This is a genomic window from Mesorhizobium sp. M7D.F.Ca.US.005.01.1.1 (genome assembly GCF_003952545.1).
Lineage (GTDB): Bacteria > Pseudomonadota > Alphaproteobacteria > Rhizobiales > Rhizobiaceae > Mesorhizobium > Mesorhizobium loti.
The window spans coordinates 2,796,220-2,821,669 of sequence record NZ_CP034453.1; the positions used below are offsets into that span (position 1 = coordinate 2,796,220).

Sequence of the window (25,450 nt, forward strand, 5' to 3'; positions counted from 1 at the left end):
CTCAGCCCGCCTTTGCCATCTGCATCAGCGTGACCCGGCTCTGCAGCCGGCGCTGTGCCTGGTCGACGACGACGGCGACGATGATGACGAGGCCCTTGATCACCATCTGCCAGAACGAACTCACACCCATCATCACCAATCCGTCCGAAAGAATGCCGATGACGAAGGCGCCGACGATGGTGCCGCCGATCGTGCCGCGGCCGCCCGACATCGAGGTGCCGCCGAGCACCGCCGCCGCAATCGCGTTCAGCTCGAAACTCTCGCCCGTTGCCGGATGCGAGGCCATCAGCTCGGACGAGATGATCAGGCCGACGATCGCCGCGCAGAGACCCGAGAACATATAGACGAACATCTTCACCATGTTGACACGGACGCCCGAAATCCGCGACGCTCGTTCATTGCCGCCAACGGCGAAGATGTGGCGGCCGAGCGGCGTGTACTTGGCGAGATAGGCCGCTCCCAGCGCAACGACGATCAGGATCCAGATCGCCACCGGCAGGCCAAGCAGCCGGCCGGCACCGAGGAACCCAAAGCCGGTGGTGCCAAGCTCCGGCTTGCCGACGAGGTTGGGGAAGGTGCGGCCGTCCGACGACAGCAGCGCCAGGCCGCGCGCGACATAGAGCACGCCGAGCGTGGCGATGAACGGCGCGACGTTCAGCCTGGTGATCAGCAATCCGTTGACGGCGCCGATCAATATGCCGACCGCCAGCGTGATCAGCGCGATCTCGAAGACGTTGAAATAGATCGTGTAGCCAATCTGCAGGTCGATGCCGTTGAGCACAAGATAGCCGGCCACCATGCCGCACAGGCCGACGATCGAGCCGACCGAAAGGTCGATGCCGCCGGTGATGATGACGAAGGTCATGCCCATCGCCAGGAACGCGTTCAGGGCCACGTGTTTCGACATCAGGATCAGATTGGCAGTCGACAGGAAATTCGGCGCCGCGATCGAAAAGAAGATCAGGACGGCGATCAGCGCGATGAAGGTCCTGAGCTTCATCAGCGTCAACAGCATGGAGCCGCTGGAAGCGGAGGGAGCGGCCGTCTTGGCTGGGATGTCAGTCATGGGCGGTGCTCTCCATCTGTCGAACCGGTCCGTGGCCAAGCGCCGAGGCAGCGACGAGTGCCGCCTCCGTCGCCTCGGCGCGGTCGAACATGCCGGTCAGTTTTCCGTTGCTCATCACCGCGATGCGGTCGGACAGCGCCATCACCTCGTCGAGATCCGAGGTCGCAAAAAGAATCCCCAAACCGTCACGGGACAGTTTGCGCATGGTGCGGAAGACGTCTGCCTTGGCGCCGACATCGATGCCGCGGCTGGGCTCGTCCATCAGGAGCACCTTGGGTTCAGTCAGCAGCGCCTTGCCGATCACCACCTTCTGCTGGTTGCCACCCGACAGCGACGACACTTCCTGCGCCGGGTCGGTGACCTTGATGGCCAGTTCCCGCACCATCTGTGTCACCGCCTGCCTTTCGTCGGCGCCATGGATATGGAACAGGCGGGCAAATCGCGACAGGCTGGCCAGCGTCAGATTGCTGGCGACCGAGACGATCGACACCAGCCCTTCGCGTTGGCGATCCTCGGGGATCAGCGCCAGCCCGCGGCGGATGCGCCGCGTCGTGTCGCGCTCCTTGACCTTTATGCCGCCAATGAAGATCGCGCCCGTCGAATGGCCGTGGCGACCCATGATGCAATCGAACAATTCGCTGCGCCCGGCGCCCATCAGGCCGTATATGCCGAGGATCTCGCCGGCGCGCAGCGACAGCGAGACATGGTCGACGGCAAGCCCGCCGGTGGCGCGCGGCAGGCAGATGTCCTCGGCGCGGAAGATTTCCTCGCCCGGAAGATGGCCGTCGGCCTTGGCGAAATCCTTTGCGTCGGAGCCGATCATCTGACGAACGATCCACTGCGTGTCGACGTTCTTCATCTCCTCCTGGCCGGTGATGCGGCCATCGCGCAGCACGGTGATGTAGTCGCCGATGCGGATCAGCTCTTCCAGCCGGTGCGAGATGTAGACGATGGCCACACCGCGCGCCTTGAGGTCGGCGATCACCTTGAACAGGATCTCGACTTCCGCCGCGCTCAGCGCCGAGGTCGGCTCGTCCATGATCAGGATGCGCGCGTCGAGCGAAACCGCCTTGGCGATCTCGACCAGTTGCTGCTGGCCGATGCGCAGATCCTCGACCAGCATGTCGGGCCGTATGCCGGCTTGCAGGCGTTCCAGAAATTCCGCCGCGCGGGTTTCCTGTTCCTTGCGGTCGATCTTGCCGAAGCGGTTGGTGATCTCTCGGGTGGCGAAAATGTTCTCGGCGACGCTCATGTTGCCGAACAGGTTCAGCTCTTGGAACACCATGCCGATGCCACGGTTCACCGCATCGCTGGACGAGGAGAAGGAAACCTCTTCGCCCTCCAGCAGAATGCGGCCGGCCGTCGGCCGTTCGACACCGGCGATGATCTTCATCAGCGTCGACTTGCCGGCGCCGTTTTCGCCGACCAGCACGTTGACCGCGCCCTTGCGCACCTCGAAATTGGCGCGCTTGACCGCGACGGTGCCGGAATAGACCTTGGAGACGTCCTCCAGCTTCAGGATGATGTCGCGCTCTGCGATCACGCTCATGGCTTCGGCCCGATCTCTGCCTCCGCCGGCGTCACCAGCGGCAGGTCCTGGCCGCTGCCCAGCGTATAGGCGCCCAGCACCTTGGCGCTGCGGCCTTCCAGTGCTTCGCGCGGCAGCTTGGACAGCATTGTCTTGTCGGCGTAGCTGTTGAACGCCTTGCCGAACTGGGCGAAGTCGATCTGGTTGGTGAAGTCGTTGAACTGGATGAAGTCCAGGCTGTCGCGCAGCGCGGTGCCGCGCACCGCCGGTCCGATCTGTACCCGCGCATCGGCCTTACCATCGCCGTCGACATCGACATCGATCGTCGCCGCGCGGGACTGCGTATTGGCCGCGACGATCTTGCCTTCCAGCCGAACCGCGAAAGTCCACGGCGAGTTCGCCTGCTTGTTCGGATTACCATATTTGGCGCCGGCCGCCGCCGCATCGGTTGTCGCCAGGGTGTGAACCTGCGCAAACGGTCCGGCTTTCTGCTGGAGGTAGGGCACGACCTTCGCTGCCCAGATCTCTTCGACCATCTTGTCCGGATTGAAGGCGGGAGCGTTGTCGCCGTCTGCCGATTTCGTCGGCAGGATCTTGCAGGCGGTCAGGCTGATGCCGATCATCACGGCAAGGATCGGCCAGTTCGGCTTGGTGTTCAGCATGGCGGCCTGTTGTTCAGCATCGTGGGCGACCCACGGAAAATAGCGGCGGGGGGCGAACCGAAATTCGCCCCTCACTATTCAAGTCACGCTGGCTCAGTTCGTCAGCGCGAAGGTTTCCAGCTTGGCGGCATTGTCGCCATTGACCAGGACGCAGTCCATCAATTGCTTTTCCTTGGCCGGCGACTTCTTGTTCTTGATGAAGTCGTTGGCCTGCTCGACCGCCATCTGCGCCTGCGCGAAGGCCGGCTGCAGCACGGTTGCCTTGATGCCGCCCGAGGTGATGGAGTCACGCACGTCGTTCGATCCGTCGAAGCCGACGACGATGACATCCTTGCGGTTCGCCGCGGCAAGTGCCGCATAGGCGCCCATCGCCATCGTATCGTTGCCGGAGATCACGCCCTTGATGTCGGGGTTGGCCTGAAGGATCGATTCCATCTTGGAATAGGCTTCAGTCTGGCTCCAGTTGGCCGACTGCTGGGCGACCATCTTCAGATCCGGATAGTCGTCGATGACGTCGTGATACCCCTTGGAGCGAATGCCGGCATTGGTGTCGGATTCCTTGCCGACCAGCTCGACGAAATTGCCCTTCTCGCCCATCAGCTTGACGAATTCCTGCGCGCCGAGCTGGGCGCCCTGGTAGTTGTTGGAGACGATCTGCGCCACGGCGACGCCGGTGGCGTTGATCTCGCGGTCGATCAGGAAGGATGGAATGCCTGCGTCCTTGGCCTTCTGCACGGCGGCGACGGTGGCGTCGGCGCCGGCATTGTCGAGGATGATCGCCTTGGCGCCGCGGCCGATCGCGGTGTCGATCAGCTCGGACTGCTTGTTGGCGTCGTCGTCATGGACCAGCACCAGCGCCTCGTAGCCGAGTTCCTTGGCCTTGGCTTCCGCGCCGACGGCTTCCGCCTTGAAGAACGGATTGTCGTGCGAGGGCGTGATGATCGCGATGAGATCCGCCGCGTAGGCGGGAACGGCCGTACCAAGCGCCAGCATGCCGGCGAAAGCCGCAAACGTCATTCTGCGTGTGAGTTTCATGAAGTCCTCCCGTTTGAAAAATTGCCTTGGTCAACCAAGGCCTCTGTCGGCATGCGAATTCGTCAGGCAGCGCGGGCGGTGGATCGCTTTCGGGCTAAAGGGCCGTTTGCCGGCTTTCCTCCACGGATCGTTGCTCCCCAGCCATCCCCCATTCGCCCAGGCTTCGAAATCCCTGCGAAACCCTGTCGATCCGAGCCATGAACAGCTAAGCCAACTGGTATGATGAGTCAACCACAAATTCAGGTGATATGTACCTGATGAGCGGCGAAAACCGAGCGTCGGCAACGATACGCCGACGCATCGAGGCGCTGCGGCAAGCGCGCCTGTCCTCTTTCAGGTGATGCGCTGAATGCTGGCGGCGATCTCTTCCGGCTCGAACACGCGTTTCCAGTCGTCACGCATCAGCACCGGCTTGCCGAATTCGATCGCCTTGTTGCAGGCGTCCGAGAAAACGCCCTTGGTCTCGCCGAAGATGACGGCGCCGAGCACGTTCATATGGCCGAGCAGGAAGTCGAGCGCCGCCTGCTTGTCGACGCCGCGTGCCACGACCTCGTCGACGGCTTCCTTCATGACAACCAGCAGCGAGGCGCACACCGTCTCCGAAAGGCCGGGCTCCAGCAGCGCCATCTGTTCGACGGTGACACGGTGTGAACGCATGACCGGCGCCCAGATGATTTTCGCGATCGCCTCGCCCTTGGCGTAATCTTCTTCCGGTCCCTGCATTAGCGCACTGACCATATGCTGCTTGGCCTTGACGCCGCCGAAATAGTCCTTTTTGGCCGCCATGTCTGTTTCGTCGTTGAAGATCGGCGGATGGCAGGGGTGGGTGACGAAATAGGTGAGGTCCGGTCGGTTGGGCAGATGGCCGGCGAAGGGTGCCGCCGCGTCGAGCACCACCACCATCGTGCCTGATACCAGCTTGCTCTCGATGTTGGTCGCCACCTTGCCGATATGCGTGTCCGGAACGGCCAGGATCACCACATCGGCACCCTTGAGCGCCTCGTCGGCGCTGACCGTATCGAAACCCAGTCCGGTCTTCAGCCGTTCGCGGCCGGCATCGCTGACCTCGACATGGCGTATCGTGTAGGGCGATCCGCGAAAATTGGTCGACAGGCGGTAGCCCATTTTTCCGCCGGCACCGAACAGCGCAATCGTTGTCATCTGGTCACTACTCCTGATCTCAGCCGACGGTATCGCCCGTCGTCAACTTATCAACTGGTATAATCACGCTACCAGATTTTGGCAATCCGATAATGGTGAATGCGATGCAGGTCACGACTGCCGGTCTCCCGCCGACATTGCGGCGTCGCCGTCTGTCGGCTCAACCGGCGCTCGCCGCGTCATCGCTTGTCGTCCGGCAAGCGCGAGCACGAAGATGACAACGACGCCCTGCACGATATCCTGGGCGCCCGGAGGCAGGCCGATGATCTGCATCGTTGTGACGATCAGGATCAAAAGGATGCTGGCGAACAAGGTGCCGACGGCGGTTGCCGAGCCGCCAAAGATCAGCGTTCCGCCGAGGACCACCGCAGCGATCGACTGCAACAGGTAGGGCTGGCCCATTTCGAGGAAGGCGCCGCCGATATAGGCGCCAAGCAGCAGCCCGTTGAGCGACGCCAGCACCGACGAGATGATGAAGGCCGATGCGATCACCGGGCCGGTCCTGATGGCGGCGAGCCGAGCTGCAGTGCGGTTCTGGCCGACCGCCGACAACAACTGGCCGAACACAGTGTAGCGCAGCACGAAGGAGGTTGCCGCGACGCCTGATATGGCGATAACGGCCATGATCGGCACTCCGGAAATACGGCCCGATGCCAGGTATTTCAGCGCCGGGCTGACAGCGAAGCCCGAGATCGCCCGGTTCGACAGCAGCGTTGCGGTGGCCAGCACGTAGCCGGTCGCCAGCGTGGCGATGATGGCCGGGATGCCGAGCCCCACGACAAGCAGCGAATTGAGCGCGCCGACGGCAAGGCCGAGCAGGATCGCGGCGGCAACGCCGATGGCGAGATTGGCATCCTGGCCCTTGATGGTGAGCAGCGCGACGAAGGCACTGAGCGTGATCACCGAGGCAACCGAGAGGTCGATGTTGCCGCGCCCGGTCGTCACCACGAACATCTGGCCGATGCCGACGATCGTCAGGAAGGATGCCGACAAGATGATGCCCGACAGGCTGGACAGGCTGAAGCGGTTTGTGACGATCGATAGCACCAGCCACAGAAGCAGCACGCCCATCGCCGCCCAGATCCAGCGGTTTCTCTGCGTCCAGAGGCTGAAGGCGGTCAGAGCGTTCATTGTTCGCTCCTGCGGTCGGCGGTTAGGCTGCGCAGCGTCAAAAGAGCGATCAGGATCAGGCCTTGCGTCGCGGCGTTGAAATCGCTGCTGACGTTCAGCGTGCCGAGCAACGCGCCGATCAGCGACAGCGTCACCGCCCCAGCGACGGCGCCGACCGGCGAGATGATACCGCCCAGCAGCGAGCAGCCGCCCATCACCACGGCGGCGACGCTGAGCAGCGTGAACGAATTGCCGGAGTTGATGTCGCTCGCCGTGTTGATCGCCGTCAGCGACAGGCCGGCTGCACCCGCAAACAGCCCGGCAATGAGATAGCGCACCAGCGCATAGCGCGTCGGCGACCATCCCGAACGGATCATCGCTGTCGGGTTGTTGCCGAAGCCGCGCAGCACCACGCCGAGCGGCAGCCGGTCGATGACGAAGACGATCAGCGCGACGGCTGCGATGAGGATGATGGAGGTGGGCACGAAGCCAAGCGACCAGCTGAAGAGCGCCGACAGCCATTCCGGGCTGGCGCCGCCGGGCGTCGGCTGCAGTGCATAGCCCAGTCCGACCCAGATGAAGGAGGCGCCGAGCGTGACGACGATGGCCGGAATCTTGCGCGCCTGGATCACCCCGCCAAGCCCGGCATAGGCGGCGAGCGCTCCCGCCAGCGCCAGCGCGCCGAGCCATGGTTGGTCGTAAAGCAGCGTGGCGCTGAGCACGCTGACGAGGCCGGCGAAGGCGCCGACACCGAGGTCAATCTCGCTGCCGCCGACAATGAACATCTGTGCGGCCGTCACCAGCACCAGCGACAGCGCCGGCATCAGCAGCAGATCGAGGCCGAAGATCGAGGCTACGGCTGGATTGGCTGAGACCATCACGGCCAGCACGGCGGCAAGCCCGATGAAGGGCGCCGCATCCACCAGCCTGCGGCCAAGCCTTGTCGTTGGCGCATCCTTGTCTCGGGCAGCCGCAAGCCTGTCAGCCGGCTGGGCGAAGGATGCGCCGACGACAGCCGATTCCGTGATCGCGTCACCGGTGAGTTCCCTGACGATCCGTCCGCCGGCAAAGACCAGAACGCGATCGCAGGCGAGCAGTTCGGCATCCTCGGTCGTATGCCAGACCAGTGCGCGGCCGCTGCGCGCAATCTCGTTGCACAGCCGGTAGAAATCCTGCTTGGTGGCGATGTCGACGCCGCGCGTCGGGTCGTCGAGCAGGATGATCGGCGTGTCGGCGACTAGCGCTCGCGCGACCAGCGCCTTTTGCTGATTGCCGCCGCTGAGCTCGGTGATGTTGGACTGGAAGCGGCTGTCGTCCAGCCGCAGTTTGCCGGCGGCACCGGCGGCCATCTCGCGATTGGCGCGATCGGAAACCAGGCCCAGCGCCGGGCGGCGGGCCAGTGCGCCGATGCTGATGTTTCCCAGCACGCTCCACAGCGGGAACACGCCTTCCTTCTGCCGGTCTCCGGCGATGAAGCCTGCCTGCGCATGTCGTGTGACCGCGCTATTCTGCTTGCGGTCGGGGCTGAAGATCCTATGCAGCAGCTCCTTCTGGCCGCTGCCTTCGAGGCCGGCCAACCCGACGATCTCGCCGCGCACGATCTCGATGTCGCGGCCGAGTTCTGATGTCAGCGGGCCGGAGAGCCGCACCAGCACGTCCTGGGCGGAGGCGGCGGAGACGGCGTGCTGATGCACCGGATTGGCATCGCCGCCCATTAGCTGCACCAGCCTGCCGATCGAGGCGTCCGCGACCTGGCCCTGCCACGCCGTGCGGCCGTTGCGCAGCACCACGATCTCGGTGGCGATGTCGATGATCTCCTGCAGCTTGTGGCTGATGAAGATGAAGGCAAGGCCGGCCTTTGCCCGCTCGCGAATGAAGGCTCGCAGCTGTTTGGAGCGGTCGAGATCGAGCGACGAGGTCGGCTCGTCGAGCACGATCAGCCTGACGCCGGGCGTTGCCGCGGCACGCGCGATCTCCACCATCTGCCGTTCGGCGATGGAGAGGTGGCCGACTTCGGCGTCGGCATCGATGCCGTTGCCTGGAAAGACAGCGTCGAGCGCTGCGCGAGCCCGAGCCTTGTAAACCGTTCTCCACCCCGGTCGGTTCGCCGCATCCTGAGGTGTCTCCAGAAAAAAATTCTCGGCGACCGACAGGTTGGCGCAGAGCGAAAGCTCCTGATGCACCATGCGGATGCCTCGCCGCTGCGCCTCGGCGGTGCCGTAGTCGGCGAAGTTCACATGTTCGCCGGCAAAGGAAATCGAGCCCAGCGTAGGCCACATCGCGCCGCACAGGATACGCATCAGCGTCGATTTTCCAGCACCATTGCCACCGACCAGCCCGATCACGTCGCCGGCACCGACGCAGAGGTCGATCCCCGTGTTGGCGAGCGTTGGTCCAAAGCTCTTGGTGATCCCGGTGAGCGAAACGACACTTTGCCCGATTGGTGCGGCAGGCGCCTTGGCGGCGGCTCTGTCCTGATCGGCGACGGCAGACTGGGACATTCGTCCTCCGTTTCTTCGACAGCGACGATCGGGCGGTGCTCCGGCACCGCCCGATCCGGTAGCGCTGGATCGCGTTACTTGCTCAGTAGGTTCTGCTTGACCCAGTCCAGCGAATAGCTTGGGCTGATGATCTGGCCGCCTGGCAGCTTGGCGTATTCCTTGAGGTTGCCGGCATCGACCGTCGCCACCGGCATGATCATCAGCTTGGGCGCCTGGGCACCCTTCAGCAGCGACAGGCCGAGCCAGAAGGCAGCCCCTCCGATGCCTGGCGTGGTGTTCATGGACACCGTTTGATAGCCATTCTTGGCGTTCTCCTCGGCCCACCATTTGACGAAGTCGGTGCCGCCGCCACCCTCGATGATCGGCATCTTGCCGGTGTAGTCGCCGCCATACTGGACGAAGGCCTGCGCGATGCCGACATCGTCGCTGCCACCTTGGCCGAGCACCGCGTCGACATGCGGAAGGCTGGGCAGCACATTGGCGATCGCCGCCTGCGCCACCGAGGCGGTCGCCTGACCATAGACGGTCGCCACCACCTTGATGTCGGGATATTTGGCCAGCACCGACTGCTGCGCATTGAACATGTCGTTGTCGGGCGCCGATCCCTTCACACCGCGCACCTGCAGGACGTTGCCCTTGCCGCCAAGCATCTTGAAGACCGCCTCGGCCTGGGTCGCCTTGTAGCCCTTGAAGTCGAAATTGAGCTGGTAGTTGCAGGGCGCCGAGGCAACCGAATCGAAAGAGATGACGATGATGCCGGCTTTGCAGGCTTTTTCGATGATGCCATTGACCGCCGTTTCCGAGGCGGCGTCGACGGCGAGCACGTCGACCTTCTTCAGGATCAGCTCGGCGATCTGGCTGTTTTGCTGCGCCACCGAGCCATCGCCGTTCATGACGATATAGTCGGCGATCTGACCAGCGGCCTTGGCTTCCTTGGCAGAGGCTTCGAACGCTTCCACCATCTGGTGCCGCCAAGTGTTGCCGTAATAGGCGTTGGCGAGCGCGATGACCGGCGCGTCCTGTGATGCCATTGCCGGCAACACAGCAGCGCCCACCATTGCGGCGCCGGCGAGCGCCGCCACAGTTACAAATCTCATGGTATTTCCTCCCAAAAACACGATCGGCTTGGCTTGCCACACGAGCACAGCGTAACCTCAGGGGACACGCTATGTCAGGTACATATTATACCAGCATACCAAATAGGCAAGCGTCAGCAATGACACTGCTGCGCATCGCCTGTTGTTGCGGCCGCTACCTTGATGGAACGGTAATTCGTGATCGCTTTCTGCGGCGGCTCGCAAGCCGCTCTTTGGACAGAAGCCATGAGACCGGGGTGTTCGGGCGCTACTTCAAAAGATCGACCAGCACGTCGAAAGCGGCGTCGATGTCGGCGCGGACCGCGGCCCTGACGGCTTCCGCGTCCCGGTTTCTCAATGCCGCGAACATCTCCTGATGGTGTTCATTGGCGGTCGAGTAGTTTCCTGAATCGTGCAGCATGTTGAAGTAGGGGCTGATCTGCAGCCAAAGGTTCTCGATGATGTTGAGCATGTTCTCGGAACCGGCCGCCCGATAGATCGAGAAATGAAAGGCGTAGTTGGCGCGCAGATAGGATTTGACGTCGCCGGCGGCATTGGCCTGTTCCAGCGCATCCAGATGCTGGCGCAACTGCGCCACGGCCTGGTCGTCCATGCGCTCCGCAGCCCATGCAGCCGCGATCGCCTCGATCTCGAACCGGACATTCCTAAGGTCGATGAGGCGTGCGCGGCTTAATGCCGGAATGCCGATCGACCGGCCTGAAACCACCATCAGTGCGTTGGCCGCCGTCAGGCGCCTTAGTGCTTCCCTGACCGGCATCGGGCTGACGCCGAAAGCATCGGCAAGGCTCTGAACCGTGACCATCTCGCCCGGCACGATGCTGCCGTCGAGGATCAGTTCGGTGACATGGCGATAGACCCTGTCCTGCAGGGTTTCCCTGGACAGGGGTGTGATCTCGACCCCCGGCTTTTTGTACGCCGATCCAGCCATCTCCCGTCAACCTTCCCGCCCAAGGGCGACGCTACCGCCAGAGCAATTCCAGGAAAAGTGAGAAACGGTTTTCCGTCCGGAATAGCGCCAAAGCAAAGAGGTGGAATGCAAGGTTCAAGGTGCCGCGTCAAGCGCTCACGACTCCCCGGTTTTGATATTAAGCGATTTCATCATTGATCTTTGATCAAATCATGTTACGGTCGCCAGCATCGAATGACAAGGGTTACGTTCGTGCCCTTGGGAGGCATTCGGTCGTTCGGATCGGGAGGAGTTTCATATGGGTATCGGATTGAAAGTCCGGCGGCTCGCGCTGCTGGCCGGCATGGCTGTATGCGCCCTTGGGCTGCCCGGCGCGCAGGCAGCCGAGAAGCACAAGATCTTTCTCAGCATGAGCTACATCGGCAATGATTGGCAGGCGGAGGCGGCCAACATGGTCAAGGCCATGGCCGCTCACAAGAGCCTGGCCGACAAGGTCGACCTGCAGGTCCAGGTCGCCGGCCCTAACGCGCAACGCCAAATTCAGCAGATCAATGCAATGGTGCAAAGCGGCGCCGAGGCGATCATCGTGTACCCGATCTCGCCGACTGCGCTCAATCAGGTCGTCAAGAATGCCTGCGACAAGGGTGTGAAGGTCTTTGCCTACGACGCCGAGATCACCGAGCCTTGTGCCTACAATGTCCACATCGACCAGCTGGAAGCGGGCAGGGTGACCGCCGAATGGCTGGTCAAGAAGCTCAATGGCAAGGGCAACATCATCGCCATCACGGGTGTTCCGGGAACATCCGTCGACGACCAGCGGACAAAGGCCGCCAAGGAAGTCTTCGCCAAGTATCCTGACATCAAGATCGTCGGCGAGGCTGTCGGCATGTGGAGCCAGGCTGTCGCCCGCACCGAGCTTTCGAAGATCCTGGCTACCCGCAATTGGGACGACATCAACGGGCTGTGGATGCAGGTCGGCTGCTTCACCGCCAACTCGATGCAGCTCGAGGCCGGCAAGAAGACCAGCGAACTCCTGCCTTGCGCCGGTGAAGGCTCCAATGGCGGCCGCATCCAGATGCTGCCGGAGGGCACCGAAGTCGAAGGCGCGGCGCCGCCCTATGCACCGGCGGGCGCGCAACGCATTTCCTATGCGTCGCCGCCCTATTCCGGTGCGCTGGCGCTGAAGCTCGCCGTCGAGGCGATCGAAGGCAAGGACGTGCCGAAGACCACCATCCTGCCACTGCCGGTCGTCACCAATGAGACGATCAAGCTGTGCGACGAAGGCACATGGGCGGAGATGAAGGCAGGCTGCAACGCCTTCAAGCCGTCGCTGGTCTCCAATCCCGGCTGGTTTGCCTCGATCTTTTCGGACCAGACGCCCGAGGTCGGCCTAGCCGCTGCCCTCGTTGGACAACCGGAGAACTGAGCCTCCCAAGGCAAATCGCGACGATGTACGGATGTCTTGTCCGTGCATCGTCGATCCGCGCTCATGCGTGGCGTCCCAAAATGCGCAGCCTGCGATCGAGGATATGACAGAACATACCGCGCTCCCCGCCATCGAGATCGACGGCATCAGCAAGGCGTTCGGCCCCACCGTCGCCCTGGACGGCGTGTCATTCCGGATCGCGCCCGGCAGCGTCCATGCACTGCTCGGTGAAAACGGAGCCGGCAAGTCGACGCTGGTGAAACTGCTGTCCGGGCTGGTCCGGCCAAGCGAAGGTCATGTCCGTGTCTTTGGCAAGGAGATCGCTTACGGCGCACCACGCGCAGCACATGCGCTGGGCATGCAGACGGCGTTCCAGGAGATGACCCTGGTGCGCGATCTCTCCGTTCTCGACAACATGCTGCTGCCCTACGCCCCCGTCGGCGTCTCCGGCCTGATCCGGCGCAGCGCTGCCCGCAAGGCTGTCCGCCGCCACATCGACGATCTCGGTTTTTCCGTCGATCTCGACGCGGAGGTGAGCGAGCTCGAGCTTTCGGTGCGCCAGAAGATCGAAATCGCGCGTGCCGTCTATCGCAAGCCGCGCATCCTGCTGCTCGACGAACCGACCTCGACACTCGCGGGCCGCGACGTCGACTGGCTGGGCGATATCATCTCCAGGCTGAAGGCGGCGGGCACCACGATCGTCTTCATCACCCATCGGATGCGCGAGGTCCGCGCCTTTTGCGAGACGCTGACGATCCTGAGAAACGGCCGCCACATCGTCACCGCGCCGGTTGCCGACGTCTCGGACGCGGATGTCATCGAAAAGATCATCGGCCGCAGCATCGAGCAGACCTTTCCGCCCAAGCCCGACAGCGCCCAGGCCTTCGGTCCGCCGGTTCTGGGCGTGCGCGACCTCAAGGTCGGGCGCAAGCTCGACGGCGCCGGCTTCGACCTGCGTAAAGGCGAGATCCTCGGCGTCGCCGGATTGCAGGGCATGGGCCAGCAGGATCTGTTCCTGGCCTGCTTCGGCATGGCCGAAATCACCCGCGGCCACATCCTCGTCGATGGCCGCAAGGTCTGGCTCGGTTCGCCCGCGGATGCCTTGCTGCCCAACATGGCGATCGGCTTGGTGCCGGAGGATCGCAAATCCGAAGGCCTGTTCCTGAAACTGTCGGGCAGCCAGAACGCCACGCTTCCCGTGATATCGCGCTTCACCCGTTTCGGCCTTGTCGACGCGCAAGCCGAGACCCGCTCCGTCGAGGCGGCGTTCGCCACTGTCGAAGTCGACCGCCGCGCGCTGTGGACGCGGGCCGGCGCGTTTTCCGGCGGCAACCAGCAGAAAATCGCCATCGCCAAATGGCTGGTGGCGCAGAGCCGCATCCTGCTTTTGTTCGATCCCACCCGCGGCATCGACGTCGGCACCAAGCACGAGCTTTATGTGATGATGCGAAACTACGTGGCCGCTGGCGGCTCCATCCTGCTGCACTCGACCGAAATCCCCGAACTCGTCCACCAATGCGACCGGGTCCTGGTTCTCTATGACGGGCGCATCGCGGCCGAGCTCGAAGGCGACGCCATCACCGAGCCGGCCATCATGCGCCCGGCGCTCGGCCATGCCGGGGAAGCCGCCGCATGAGCAGCGCAAGCCTTTCATCACCTGGTTCCGGTGGCTTGGGGCTGCGTCGCGCGCTGATGCGCAACCGCGGCGCGCTGATCGCCGCGGCCGTCCTGGCGATCCTGCTTTTCATCGTCGACTGGATCAGCGCCGGGCCGCTCACCTATTTCGATGTGTCGTTCCTGTCGAGCGGCGGCGCGACTTCGGCGCTCGCGGCGATAGGCCAGACCATCGTCATCCTGTCGGGCGGCTTCGACCTGTCCGCCGGCGCGGTAATATCGCTGGTCAATGCCGTGCTGGCATCGAGCATGGACCCGATGGCGCCAGGCGCCAGCATCATCTTGTGGACCGCCGTCGGCATCGGCGTCGGCATGGCCGTGGGTGCCTTCAACGGCTTCTTCATCGCGGTGCTGCGCATGCAGCCCATCGTGGTGACGCTGTCCACCATGTTCATCCTGCAAGGCGTGACGCTGCTGGTGATGGACAAGCCCGGCGGCTTCGTGTCGCCCGATCTCGGCACCTTCTACCTCGGCGACGCGATCACCGGCTGGCTGCCGATGCCGCTGGTGGTGATCGGCGTCGTCCTGCTCGCCTGGTTCTGGCTGAAGGGAACCCGCTTCGGCACAGCACTTTATGCGGTCGGCAGCGATCCGGAGTCGGCCGCTTCCGTCGGCATCAATGTCGTGCTGGTGCGCTTTGCTGTCTATGTCATCGCCGGCGGCTGCTATGGCCTTGCCGGCGTGTTCATCAGCGCCCAGACCGGCAGCGGCGATCCGCTGGTCGGCAATCCGCTGCTTTTGTCGATGTTCGCGGCGGTCGTCGTCGGCGGCACGCGTCTCGGTGGCGGGCAGGGCGGCCCGGTGGGCTCCGTCTTCGGCGCCTTTATCCTGATGATCGTGGTGAACATCCTGCTGGTGCTCAATGTGTCGGCCTATTATGCGACCATCGCCGAAGGCACCATTCTGGTGCTGGCAGCACTTGCCGGCTCCATTTCCCACGCATCGGTTCTTGCCGTGCAATTGCGGGCCGCACGCGCCCGGCTTGCCGCCTGGCGCGCCGGCATATTGCCCTCGCAGCTCGAGCGCGTGGACCGGCGCCTCAAGGTCGCCGAACCATCGCCTGGCCAGCGCGGTCCGGCATCGCCGCGCCCTGCCTTCCATCTGCGCAATGCGGAGACGCTGCGCTATGCGCTGCCGGCCTATGTCTGCCTGCTGGTCATCGTGGTCGTCACGCAGATCTGGCTCGGCCGCGCCATCCTCAATCCGGGCTACTGGAATTCGCTGCTGGTGTTGTCGTCCTTCCTCGCTGTCCTGGCGCTCGGGCAGGGAACCGTCATTCTGACCGGCGGCCTCGATCTCTCCGTGCCGTGGACGATCGGCATTTCCGGCATCATTCTGGCCGGCATGGTCAACGGCTCCGACGCGGCTCTTGTCTACGCCTTGCCGGTCGTATTGTTGATGGCCTGCGTGATCGGCTTCGCCAATGGCTTCGGGATCGTCTATCTCGGCATCTCGCCGATCGTCATGACGCTCGCCACCAACGGCATCCTGCAAGGCTGCGCGCTGCTTTATTCGCAGGGAACGCCGGCCGGCTTTTCCTCGCCGATGCTGCGCTGGGTCATGACGGCCAGGCTCGCCGGCCTGCTGACGCCGATCGTGCTGCTGATGGTCGTCTTTGTCGTGGCGGCGGTGCTGCTGCTCGGGCGCACGCCGTTCGGACGCCGGGTCTACGGCATCGGTAACGGGCTGCGCGCGGCGCGATTGTCGGGCATCGGCGTCGAGCGCACGCTGATCCTGGTCTACATGCTGTCGGCCGTCTGCGCGGCTGTTGTCGGCATCATGCTGACCGGCTTTTCGGGGCAGGCGAGCCTTGGCATGGGCGACGACTATCTGTTGCCGTCGATCGCCGTGGTGGTGGTCGGCGGTGCGCTGATCACCGGCGGCCGCGGCCACTATCTCGGCATGCTCGGTGGCGTGTTGCTGCTGACGGCGCTGCAGATGCTGCTGGCCGGCACCACGCTTCCCTACGCCACAAGGGCAATTCTTTACGGACTGGTCGTTCTGGGCGCCGTCATGGCGCTGCGTGAGCGGCGGCTGCATTGAGAAGGACAGGACGATGAGCACAAGGGCGCCGGTTTCGGCGGAAGACTTTCTGATTGGGCTGAAAGGCCAGCGCGTGCTGGTGACGGCAGGGGCGGGCGGCATCGGTTTTGCCATAGCCGACACGCTGTCACGCCTCGGCGCTCGCATCGTCGTCTGCGATGTTTCCGACGAGGCGCTGGCTGCCGCTCCCGGCAAGATCGACCTCGTCGCCGCGGTCAAGGCCGATGTCTCGCGCGACGAGGACGTCGACCGCCTGTTCGAGGCGGTCGAGAAAAAACTCGGCGGGCTCGATGCGTTGATCAACAATGCCGGCATTGCCGGGCCGACCGGCGGTGTCGACGAGATCGACCCTTCCGATTGGCGGCGCTGTATCGACATCTGCCTGACCGGCCAGTTCCTGTGCGCCCGTCGCGCCGTGCCGCTGATCAAGGCGGCGGGCGGCGGCTCGATCGTCTCGATGTCGTCGGCGGCGGGCCGCCATGGCTACGCTTTCCGCACGCCCTATTCGGCGGCCAAGTTCGGCGTCATCGGTTTTACGCAGAGCCTCGCCAAGGAGCTTGGACCGCATGGCATCAGGGTCAACGCCATCCTGCCCGGCATCATCGAGGGACCGCGCATCGAAGGTGTCATCTCGGCGCGCGCCAAGCAGGTCGGCATCAGCCACGAGGAGATGACCGGGCGCTATCTGCAGAACATCTCGCTGCGCCGCATGACCAGTCCCTATGATGTCGCTGCGATGGTCGCCTTCCTGCTCTCCGATGCGGGCATCAACATTTCGGGCCAGTCGCTCGGCGTAGACGGCAACGTCGAAACACTTTGAGGAACAATCCATGGCCAATGTCGCGATCGTCGGAAGCGGGTTCATCGGCCGGGCCTGGGCGATCAGCTTCGCCCGGGCCGGCCATGATGTGCGGATGTGGGACCAGTCGCCCGCTGCCACAGGCGGCGCCCGCGACTACATTGCCGGCGTGCTTGGCGATCTTGCCGCAAACGACCTGCTGCGAGGACAGGCGATCGACGCCGTGCTTAGCCGGATCACCATTGTCGCCGAGCTGGCAGAGGCGCTGGCTGGTGCGGTCCACGTGCAGGAGAACACGCCTGAAAACCTCGAGGTGAAACGGGAGGTGTTCTCCCTGTTCGACAGGCTTGCCGATCCGCAAACAGTCATCGCCAGCTCTACCTCGGCGCTGTTGCCGTCGAAATTCACCGATCATCTGCAAGGACGGCACCGCTGTCTGGTCGTGCATCCGATCAATCCGCCCTATCTCATTCCGGCAGCCGAAATCGTGCCGGCGCCGTGGACCTCTGCCGAGACGGTCGAGAGAACCCGCGCTTTCCTCATCGACGCCGGTCACGCGCCGCTGGTGATGAAGCGCGAGCTCGACGGCTTCATCATGAACCGCTTGCAAGGGGCGTTGCTGGAGGAGGCTTTCAGGCTTGTCGCCGACGGGTACGCCAGCGTCGAGGATGTCGACATCGGCATCCGTGACGGGCTGGCGCTGCGCTGGTCGTTCATGGGCCCGTTCGAGACCATCGATCTCAATGCGCCAGGCGGCGTGCGCGACTATGTCGAGCGCTATCAGTCGATCTATTCGAACATTTTCCCGCAGATGCTGCGCCGCGTCGACTGGGCGGGCGAGGTGATGAAAACCGTCGAAGCCGACCGCCGCGAACGCCTGCCGCGCGCGAGCCTCGGCGAACGGCAGGTGTGGCGCGACCGCCGGCTGATGGCGCTGGCGGCGCACAAGAAAAAATCGGACCAGGAGTACGGACAATGAGCGAAACGAGCCGCAAGACCGGCGCCACGGCAACCAGGGGCAAGGTCATCATCACCTGCGCGGTGACGGGGGCCATCCACACGCCGACCATGTCGCCCTATCTGCCGATCACGCCCGACCAGATCGCCTCGGAGGCGATCGCCGCAGCGGAGGCCGGTGCCGCGATCCTGCATCTGCACGCCCGCGACCCAGAAACAGGCAAGCCCGACCAGACGCCCGAGGCCTTCGCCCGCTTCTTGCCGCGCGTCAAGCAAGGCACCAACGCCGCCATCAACATCACCACCGGCGGCAGCCCGTACATGAAGGTCGAGGAGCGCGTGCGCCCGGCTGCCCAGTTCAAACCGGAAGTCGCCTCGCTCAACATGGGTTCGATCAATTTCGGCCTCTATCACCTGGCCGACAAATACGAGACCTTCAAGTTCGACTGGGAAAAGCCGCATCTGGAAGCGACGCGCGACCTCGTCTTCCGCAACTCGTTCAAGGACATCGAGTACATTCTGGCGACCTGCTACGACAATGGCACGCGCTTCGAGTTCGAGTGCTACGACATCGCCCATCTCTACAACCTTTCCCACTTTGCCGACCGCGGGCTGGTGAAGCCGCCTTTCTTCGTGCAGTCGGTGTTCGGGCTGCTGGGCGGCATCGGCACGCATCCCGAAGACGTCGCCCATATGAAGCGCACCGCCGACCGGCTGTTCGGCGACCAGTTCCGCTGGTCGGTGCTCGGCGCCGGCGCCAGCCAGCTTCGCATCGCCGCGCAATCGGCGGCGCTTGGCGGCAACATCCGCGTCGGGCTGGAGGACAGTCTGTGGGCGGGCAAGGGCAAGCTTGCCAAATCGAACGCCGAGCAGGTCTTACTGGCCCGCAAGATCATCGAGGGGCTCGGCATGGAAGTGGCGACGCCCGACGAGGCGCGCGAGATCTTGTCATTGAAAGGCGGCGACAAGGTCGCTTTCTGACGCGGCCTGACCAATCGCTGCGTGGCGCCAAATATCGAGGAGGACAGCATGAAGATCGAAGTCGTGGTGGATGTGAAGACCACATTGGGCGAAGGACCGCTGTGGGACGTCGAACAGGAGCGCCTGTACTGGATCGACAGTTTCGACGGACGGGTGTTCCGGGCGACCGCCGACGGTCGCGAGATCCGGTCCTGGGACGTGCCGATGAAGATCGGCTCGATGGCGCTGCGCAAGGACGGCAGCGGCGCGGTGGTGTCGCTGCAACGCGGCTTCCATCTGCTCGATTTCGCCACCGGCGATGTGACCTTGATCCACGACCCGGAGCCGGACAAGCCGATGAACCGGCTCAACGACGGCAAGGCCGACCGGCGCGGCCGCTTCTTCGCCGGCTCCATGGATACAATGGAAGAGGGGCCGTCCGGCGGTCTCTACAGGCTCGATCCGGATTTCTCCGTCACCCGGATCGATTCTGGCATCATCTGTTCCAACGGCCCATGCTGGAGCCCCGACGACCGCACCTTCTATTTCGCCGACACCTGGACCGGCGAGATCTGGGCCTACGACTATGATATCGCCACCGGCGCCGCCACCAACCGGCGCACTTTCGTGCGCGTCGACACCAGCCGGGGTGGTGCGGCTGACGGCTCGACCGTCGATGCCGAGGGCTATTTGTGGAACGCGCTGGTCTATGATGGAAAGCTGGTGCGCTACGCGCTGGATGGCAGCGTCGATCGCATCATCGACATGCCGGTCAAGAAGATCACCAGCGTCATGTTCGGTGGACCGAAGCTCGATATCCTCTACGTGACCTCGATGGCCAAGCCGCCGCTGCCGCGTTTTCCCGGAGACGGCGTCTTGCGCGGCAGCCTGTTTGCCATCACCGGCCTTGGCATCAAGGGCGTCGCGGAACCGCGCTTCGGCGGCTGACGGGAGGAAAATGGATTCATGAGGATGCCCCCTGTACATGCGAGACATAGATGGGGAAGAAAACGGCCTCTCACTCGACACGTTCTTTCACGAAATCGGGATGGGCGCGCGCTGAACGCAAATGCACCTTCAGGCGACGGGAGTTCGGACGCCGATCGCCGCTGACTTTGCCGATCTCCTCTCCATCGGACTGGCAGTCAAAATTTGTTGACTTCCATCGCAGAGGAAATGACTACCGCTTGCCTATTTGTCGGACCATAAGACAGGCCGTGTGATCAGGCCTCGGCTGGCTTGCCGCACACAAGGCAATCTTGCCTTTGAACGCGGATACGCCACCTTGGCTAGAGCATTTAAGCCGCCTGCATGACGGAATCGGCCACAGCATTGGAACAGCCTCAATTTGCCACCGAGCGCGACCCGAGGCTGAGACTGATTATTCCGATCATCGTCGCCATCGCCTTTCTGATGGAGCAGCTCGATTCCACGATCATCACCACCGCGATCCCAGCTATCGCGCGCAGCCTCGACACGACGCCGGTCAGGCTGAACCTGGCGATCACCACCTACATTCTGACGCTGGCCGTGTTCATTCCCGTCAGCGGCTGGTTCGCCGACAGGTTCGGCGCACGAAGAGTGTTCGCGCTGGCACTTTTCACTTTCACCCTTGGTTCGGCGCTTTGCGGCATGGCCAACAGTTTCGGCATGCTGCTGGCGATGCGCGCTTTGCAAGGGCTGGGCGGCGCCATGATGACGCCGGTCGGCCGGCTGATCCTGCTGCGCAGCTTTCCGCGCAGCGGGCTGATCACCGCCATGACCTACATGACCTTGCCCGCCATCATGGGGCCTGTGATCGGGCCGCTGCTTGGTGGCCTGCTGACCACCTATGCGTCGTGGCGCTGGATATTCTATGTCAACGTGCCTTTCGGCTGCCTTGGCATTCTGGCGGCGCTGCGCTTCGTCGACGATTTTCGCGAGGAGGCGGTGCAACGCTTCGACTTCGCCGGGTTCCTGATGGTGGGCTGCGGCGTGGCCCTGCTGCAGTTCGGACTGGAGAGCATCGGCCGGCCGATCGTCCCTATTTCGGCGACACTGCTGGTGCTGGCCGCGGCGATCCTGCTGCTGCTCGCCTTCGGGCGCTATGCACGCCGCGTCGTCGCGCCGGCCGTCGATCTGACGTTGTTTCGATTTCGCTCGTTCTGGGTCGGCACGCTGGCAGGCGGTCTGTGCCGCGTTGGCCTCAACGGCGTGCCTTTCCTGTTGCCGCTGATGCTGCAGGTCGGCTTCGGCATGAGCCCGGTCACATCAGGCTCGCTGACATTCGTCGGCAGCTTCGGCGCCTTGCTCATCCGGCCGCTGCTGTCGCCGCTGTTGCGGCGCTTCGGCTTCAATGTCGTGCTGATCGGCAGCGCGGTGATCGGCTCAGCCGCGGTGGCGGGCTTCGCCTCGATCGAGGCCGATACGCCGCACTGGATGATCGGCCTCTACGTCTTTGTCTTCGGGATCATCCGGTCGGCGCAATTCATGACCTCCAACACACTGTCCTATGCCGACCTGCCGGCCGACAAGCTCAGCCGCGCCACCAGCCTCGGCGGCGTCCTGCAGCAGCTTAGCGTTTCCCTCGGCGTTTCGATCGCCGCCATGGTGCTGGGTCTGGTCGCAGGAGAAACCCACATCGTGACACCGGAACGCTTTCACCAGGTGTTCCTGCTGACCGCGGTCATCCCGCTGCTGTCCATCCCCGGCTTCCTGTATTTGCGTGCCGAGGACGGCGTGCAGGTCAGTGGCCATGTTCGGGCAGGAAATTCTCGCAAATGATGCCGGATGTATACGGGCATACTTATATCCACAAAGGCGGTTTTCCATTAGGCTGGTACCACGTGAATGGGAGCATCGATTGCGAGGATTTGCGGAAAGCGTGATGCAGGGGCCGCGGACCGTGGCCGAGCAGGTCGCGAATGTCCTGCGCGAAGCGATTGCCAATGGAACCATCAAGGCAGGCACGCCGCTGCGCCAGGACGAGCTGGCCGAGCAGTTCGGCTTCAGCCGGATGCCCATTCGGGATGCCCTTCGCCAATTGGAGGCCGAGGGCATTGTTTCCATCCACCCGACCAAGGGCGCGCAGGTCGCCCGGATGGACAGCGCCGAGATCAGCGAAATCTATGCGCTGCGCGAGCTGCTCGAAAGCGAGGCGCTCCGGCTCTCGGTACCCGGCCTTGCCGGCGCGAAGCTCGACGATGCGGAACAGGTGCTCGATCAGATCGACGCCGAGCGCAATGTCGGCCGATGGGGGGCACTGAACCGCGCCTTTCATCTGGCTCTCTACGATGCCTGCGGCAACCATCGATTGCTCGGCCTGATCGAGGCGCACCACAATGCGGTCGATCGCTACGTCCGCATCCTGCTGTCGAACCTGGACTATCGCAACCGCTCGCAGACTGAGCACCGCGACCTGCTGGCCGCCTGCCGGCGGCGCGACGGCGACAAGGCCATAAGCATTCTGAGGCAGCATCTTCGCGAAGGAAGCGAGACGCTGGTCAGCGCGATCAGGGAAGATGGCCTGTCGCGAAAATCCTAGGTCGGCTCATAGGCATTGCGATGGCTTCAGCCCTGCGCCGGCCTGCGATCGACGATGTAGATGTGGTCGGCCACGAGCACCACTTCGCCGCGCTGGTTGATCACCTCGCAGCGCTCGATCACCCGCCCTGAACCCGGCCGCTTAGGATCGTCCTCCTTGGCCGCGATGGTGGTGCGCGTGCGGATCGTGTCGCCGATGAACACCGGCTTGATGAAACGCAGCCGGTCATAGCCGTAGGAAAAGGCGACGGGATTGACGATGGTTGCCGTCAGGCCGATGCCGACCGAGAACACCAGCGTGCCGTGGGCAATGCGCTGGCCGAACGGCGTCGTCTTCATGAATTCGGCGTCCATGTGATGCGGGAAGAAATCGCCGGTATGGCCGGCATGGACGATGAAGTCGGTCTCGGTGATGGTGCGGCCGCTGGTCAGACGCGAAGAGCCGATCTCGTAATCCTCGAAATACTGGATCTGTTCCATCATGGCCTTTCCGCGATCGACGTTGCCGGCGCCGCACTCGATTTATAGGCGGCCTCGACCAGCGCCATCGTGCTCCACGCATCCTCGACCGGACTGATCAGCGTAGCATCTTCTCCGGCTGCAAACCGCTGGACATTGGCCATGCGGCCGACGAAGGCGTCGGGAAACCACTCGCCGGCCAAGGGCACCGCGATCCAGTCCGTCCCGCCTTTCGGATGGATCTCCAGAATATCCGGTTCGCCTGTGGGATAGTCGAGATTGAGACCCAGCTTGAGATAGGCGGCGCCCTCGGTGCCGCAGATGCGGAACTCGCAGGCCTGATGCCGGCGGCCGAACTTGTGGTCGTGATTGATCGACAGTGCGCAGCGCACGGTGTCGCCATAGTCGAGAATGGCGCTGGTGCGCGTCTGCGCCACCGCGTGGCTGGGGTGGCCGAGCGTCTTGGCGTGCACGCCCTTGGGGTCGCCGAGCAACTGCCGGATCAGGTCGAGATAGTGGATCGAATGCATGGCGATCTCGACGCGTGGCGCCTTGAGCAGGAACTCCCACAGCTCCCACGGCGTCGCCAGCGCCAGCCAGGCGTCGAAGTCGACGATCTCGCCGAGCCAGCCCTTGGCGATCGCGTCCTTGAGCGCCAGCATCATCGGCGCGAAGCGCAACTGGAAGTTGACCGCCGCGTGCAGCTTCCTGGCACGGCAGATCTCGAGGATCGTGGTCGCCTCGGCAAGGTTGCTGCCCATCGGTTTCTGGATCAGCGCCACCGCGCTGTCCGGCAGTGCCTTCAGCACATCGGCATGGCGCGACGGCGGCGTCGCGAGGTCGAAGATCGCACCCTCGACGTCAGTCGCTTCCTCAACTGAGCGAAAGGCTGTCACACCCCATTGGTTGGCCAGTTTTTCAGCCCGAGCATGATCCGGATCGTAGAGGCCGGCGACCGGAAAGCCCGCCTTCCGGTAGGCCGGGAAATGCGCGTCGCCGACAATCGATCCCGCGCCGAAGGTGACGATCGGTCGGGGCTTCGAGGGTAGGGGCCAGGACTGGACGAGCAAGGCAGGGTCGAAACCGCCTTCAGTCATGATGGAAGACCTCGTCCATCTCAGCCCACCATTCGCCTTCTTTGCGCGTCGCCAACGGCTCCTGGCACGGCATGCAGACAGCCCACCATTCCTGCGTCTTCGGGTCGGCCGCCATCTTGGCCATATCTGCCACGTAGTCGCTGCCGTGGTATTCGAAGGTGCTGAACAGCAGGTTCTCCGGTCGCTTCAGGTAGATGGAATAGTTCTTGATGTTGCAGGCCGAGATCATGGTCAGCACGTCAGGCCAGACGGCGGCATGCAGGCGCACATACTCCTCGACCTTTTCCGGCTTCAACCCCAGAACCATCCCCATCCGCTGCATATCAGTCTCCTATCTGGTGATCGCCGTGGTGAATTCGGCGATGCTCATGGCCTTGACCGCGTCCCAGTCCCAGTCGATGCCGATGCCCGGTTCGTCTGGCGCCAGCGCCTGGCCATCCTCGATGCGCATATGCTTGCCGGTCAACTGGTCGAGTTGCGGAATGTACTCGACATATCGGCCGTTCTGAACAGCGCAGGTCAGGCTGACATGCAGTTCCATCAGGAAATGCGGGCAGACCGGAATGTCGAAGGCCTCGGCCGCATGCGCAATCTTGAGCCAGGGCGTGATGCCGCCGATGCGGCCGACATCGACCTGCACGATCGAGCAGGCGCCTTTCTGCATATATTCGCGGAAATGGCGGATGGAGTAGAGCGACTCGCCGATGGCAATCGGCGTCGGCGTCGAGTTCGACAATCGCACATGACCGTCAATGTCGTCGGCCGGCAGCGGCTCCTCGATCCAGGCGAGGTCGAGCTCGCGCAGCCTTGCGGCGCGCCGGATCGCCTCGTCGACCGAAAATCCCTGGTTGGCGTCGGTCATGATCTCGTAGCCATCGCCGACCGCCTTGCGCACCGCCGACAGGCGGGCAAGGTCTTCCGAGCCGTGTGGCCTGCCGATCTTCACTTTCGAGCCGCGAAAGCCCTTGGCCTTGGCGGCCAGCGCGTCGTCGACCAGCGCCTGCGTCTCGATGTGCAGCCACCCGCCTTCGGTCGTGTAGAGCGGGCAGCGGTCCTTGGCGCCGCCAGCGAGTTTCCACAATGGCAGACCCTGCTTCTTCGCCCGCAGGTCCCAAAGTGCGGTATCGATCGCGGCGATCGCGATGGCCGTGATCGCGCCGATCGTCGTGGCATGGGTGGCGAATTCGAGATCGTGCCAGATCGCCTCGATCATGTCGGGGTCGCGGCCGATCAGCCGCGGCACCAGATGATCCGAGAGAAGCCGCATCACCGACGAACCGCCGGTGCCGATCGTGTAGCTGTAACCGGTGCCGACCGCGCCGTCGGAATCGGTGATGGTGACGATCGGCGTTTCCTGGCTGACGAAGCTCTGGATCGCGTCGGTGCGCTTGACCTTGGGCACAAGGTCCACCATCCGCAGCTCGACTTTCTCGATTCTGGTCATGC

At 63.6% G+C, this 25,450-nt stretch carries 22 protein-coding genes; 9 read left to right on the plus strand and 13 right to left on the minus strand.

Going from position 1 to position 25,450, the window contains the following annotated elements; translation table 11 throughout:
• Position 1 precedes the first annotated feature (1 nt).
• The 9 genes from EJ076_RS13375 to EJ076_RS13415 form a co-directional block, all read right to left on the minus strand.
• The gene (locus EJ076_RS13375) at positions 2-1,066 is read right to left on the minus strand and encodes an ABC transporter permease (RefSeq protein ID WP_126068166.1); all 1,065 of its coding nucleotides are present in this window, start codon (positions 1,064-1,066) and stop codon (positions 2-4) included.
• Positions 1,059-2,615, minus strand: a complete 1,557-nt coding sequence (locus EJ076_RS13380) for a sugar ABC transporter ATP-binding protein (RefSeq protein WP_126068167.1) — start codon at positions 2,613-2,615, stop codon at positions 1,059-1,061. Before EJ076_RS13380 ends, EJ076_RS13375 begins: the two co-directional genes overlap by 8 nt.
• A complete protein-coding gene (locus EJ076_RS13385; RefSeq protein WP_126068168.1) occupies positions 2,612-3,256 on the minus strand; it encodes a DUF2291 family protein in 645 nt (214 codons plus the stop codon). The genes EJ076_RS13380 and EJ076_RS13385 overlap by 4 nt, the downstream gene beginning before the upstream one ends.
• A 93-nt stretch (positions 3,257-3,349) precedes the next feature.
• Positions 3,350-4,291, minus strand: a complete 942-nt coding sequence (locus EJ076_RS13390) for a D-ribose ABC transporter substrate-binding protein (protein ID WP_126068169.1) — start codon at positions 4,289-4,291, stop codon at positions 3,350-3,352.
• Positions 4,292-4,624: 333 nt separating this feature from the next.
• Complete coding sequence (locus EJ076_RS13395) at positions 4,625-5,452, minus strand: phosphogluconate dehydrogenase C-terminal domain-containing protein (protein WP_126068170.1); 828 nt, start codon at positions 5,450-5,452, stop codon at positions 4,625-4,627.
• 111 nt (positions 5,453-5,563) lie between these two features.
• Positions 5,564-6,583, minus strand: coding sequence for an ABC transporter permease (locus tag EJ076_RS13400; RefSeq protein ID WP_126068171.1), 1,020 nt, complete (start codon positions 6,581-6,583; stop codon positions 5,564-5,566).
• Positions 6,580-9,063: an ATP-binding cassette domain-containing protein gene (locus EJ076_RS13405; RefSeq protein ID WP_126068172.1), complete on the minus strand. Its 2,484-nt coding sequence runs from the start codon at positions 9,061-9,063 to the stop codon at positions 6,580-6,582. Before EJ076_RS13405 ends, EJ076_RS13400 begins: the two co-directional genes overlap by 4 nt.
• Positions 9,064-9,137: 74 nt before the next feature.
• Positions 9,138-10,160: an ABC transporter substrate-binding protein gene (locus EJ076_RS13410; protein WP_126068173.1), complete on the minus strand. Its 1,023-nt coding sequence runs from the start codon at positions 10,158-10,160 to the stop codon at positions 9,138-9,140.
• Positions 10,161-10,407: 247 nt separating this feature from the next.
• Positions 10,408-11,088 (minus strand): GntR family transcriptional regulator, encoded by a 681-nt coding sequence (locus EJ076_RS13415; protein ID WP_126068174.1) that lies wholly within the window; start codon positions 11,086-11,088, stop codon positions 10,408-10,410.
• A gap of 277 nt (positions 11,089-11,365) precedes the next feature.
• Between EJ076_RS13415 and EJ076_RS13420 the strand changes: the two genes are divergently transcribed.
• The 9 genes from EJ076_RS13420 to EJ076_RS13460 all read left to right on the plus strand — a co-directional run bounded on the left by EJ076_RS13420 (position 11,366) and on the right by EJ076_RS13460 (position 22,449).
• Positions 11,366-12,493 carry a sugar ABC transporter substrate-binding protein gene (locus tag EJ076_RS13420; RefSeq protein WP_126068175.1) on the plus strand — a complete coding sequence of 376 codons (1,128 nt, stop codon included), beginning with the start codon at positions 11,366-11,368 and terminating at the stop codon, positions 12,491-12,493.
• Between the two features lie 103 nt (positions 12,494-12,596).
• Positions 12,597-14,129, plus strand: a complete 1,533-nt coding sequence (locus tag EJ076_RS13425; protein WP_126068176.1) for a sugar ABC transporter ATP-binding protein — start codon at positions 12,597-12,599, stop codon at positions 14,127-14,129.
• Positions 14,126-16,210, plus strand: coding sequence for an ABC transporter permease (locus tag EJ076_RS13430; protein ID WP_126068177.1), 2,085 nt, complete (start codon positions 14,126-14,128; stop codon positions 16,208-16,210). Before EJ076_RS13425 ends, EJ076_RS13430 begins: the two co-directional genes overlap by 4 nt.
• A 13-nt stretch (positions 16,211-16,223) precedes the next feature.
• Positions 16,224-17,030, plus strand: coding sequence for an SDR family oxidoreductase (locus EJ076_RS13435; protein WP_126068178.1), 807 nt, complete (start codon positions 16,224-16,226; stop codon positions 17,028-17,030).
• 10 nt (positions 17,031-17,040) lie between these two features.
• Positions 17,041-17,988 (plus strand): 3-hydroxyacyl-CoA dehydrogenase, encoded by a 948-nt coding sequence (locus EJ076_RS13440; RefSeq protein ID WP_126068179.1) that lies wholly within the window; start codon positions 17,041-17,043, stop codon positions 17,986-17,988.
• Entirely contained in the window at positions 17,985-18,947 is a 963-nt protein-coding gene (locus EJ076_RS13445) for a 3-keto-5-aminohexanoate cleavage protein (protein WP_126068180.1), read from the plus strand. The genes EJ076_RS13440 and EJ076_RS13445 overlap by 4 nt, the downstream gene beginning before the upstream one ends.
• 48 nt (positions 18,948-18,995) lie before the next feature.
• Positions 18,996-19,874 (plus strand): SMP-30/gluconolactonase/LRE family protein, encoded by an 879-nt coding sequence (locus EJ076_RS13450; protein ID WP_126068181.1) that lies wholly within the window; start codon positions 18,996-18,998, stop codon positions 19,872-19,874.
• A gap of 384 nt (positions 19,875-20,258) precedes the next feature.
• Entirely contained in the window at positions 20,259-21,689 is a 1,431-nt protein-coding gene (locus tag EJ076_RS13455; RefSeq protein ID WP_245463043.1) for a DHA2 family efflux MFS transporter permease subunit, read from the plus strand.
• Between the two features lie 103 nt (positions 21,690-21,792).
• Positions 21,793-22,449: a GntR family transcriptional regulator gene (locus EJ076_RS13460; protein ID WP_126071047.1), complete on the plus strand. Its 657-nt coding sequence runs from the start codon at positions 21,793-21,795 to the stop codon at positions 22,447-22,449.
• Positions 22,450-22,475: 26 nt separating this feature from the next.
• Here the strand turns inward: EJ076_RS13460 and EJ076_RS13465 are convergent, their stop codons facing one another.
• From EJ076_RS13465 to EJ076_RS13480, 4 genes are read right to left on the minus strand one after another with little or no spacing between them, the layout of a single operon-like run.
• Positions 22,476-22,931, minus strand: coding sequence for a MaoC/PaaZ C-terminal domain-containing protein (locus EJ076_RS13465; RefSeq protein WP_164548631.1), 456 nt, complete (start codon positions 22,929-22,931; stop codon positions 22,476-22,478).
• On the minus strand, positions 22,928-24,004 hold the full coding sequence (locus tag EJ076_RS13470; protein ID WP_126068183.1) for a Gfo/Idh/MocA family oxidoreductase: 1,077 nt from the start codon (positions 24,002-24,004) through the stop codon (positions 22,928-22,930). The genes EJ076_RS13465 and EJ076_RS13470 overlap by 4 nt, the downstream gene beginning before the upstream one ends.
• Positions 23,997-24,326 (minus strand): L-rhamnose mutarotase, encoded by a 330-nt coding sequence (locus EJ076_RS13475; protein ID WP_126068184.1) that lies wholly within the window; start codon positions 24,324-24,326, stop codon positions 23,997-23,999. Before EJ076_RS13475 ends, EJ076_RS13470 begins: the two co-directional genes overlap by 8 nt.
• 9 nt (positions 24,327-24,335) lie before the next feature.
• Complete coding sequence (locus tag EJ076_RS13480; protein ID WP_126068185.1) at positions 24,336-25,448, minus strand: mandelate racemase/muconate lactonizing enzyme family protein; 1,113 nt, start codon at positions 25,446-25,448, stop codon at positions 24,336-24,338.
• Between the last annotated feature and the right edge of the window lie 2 nt (positions 25,449-25,450).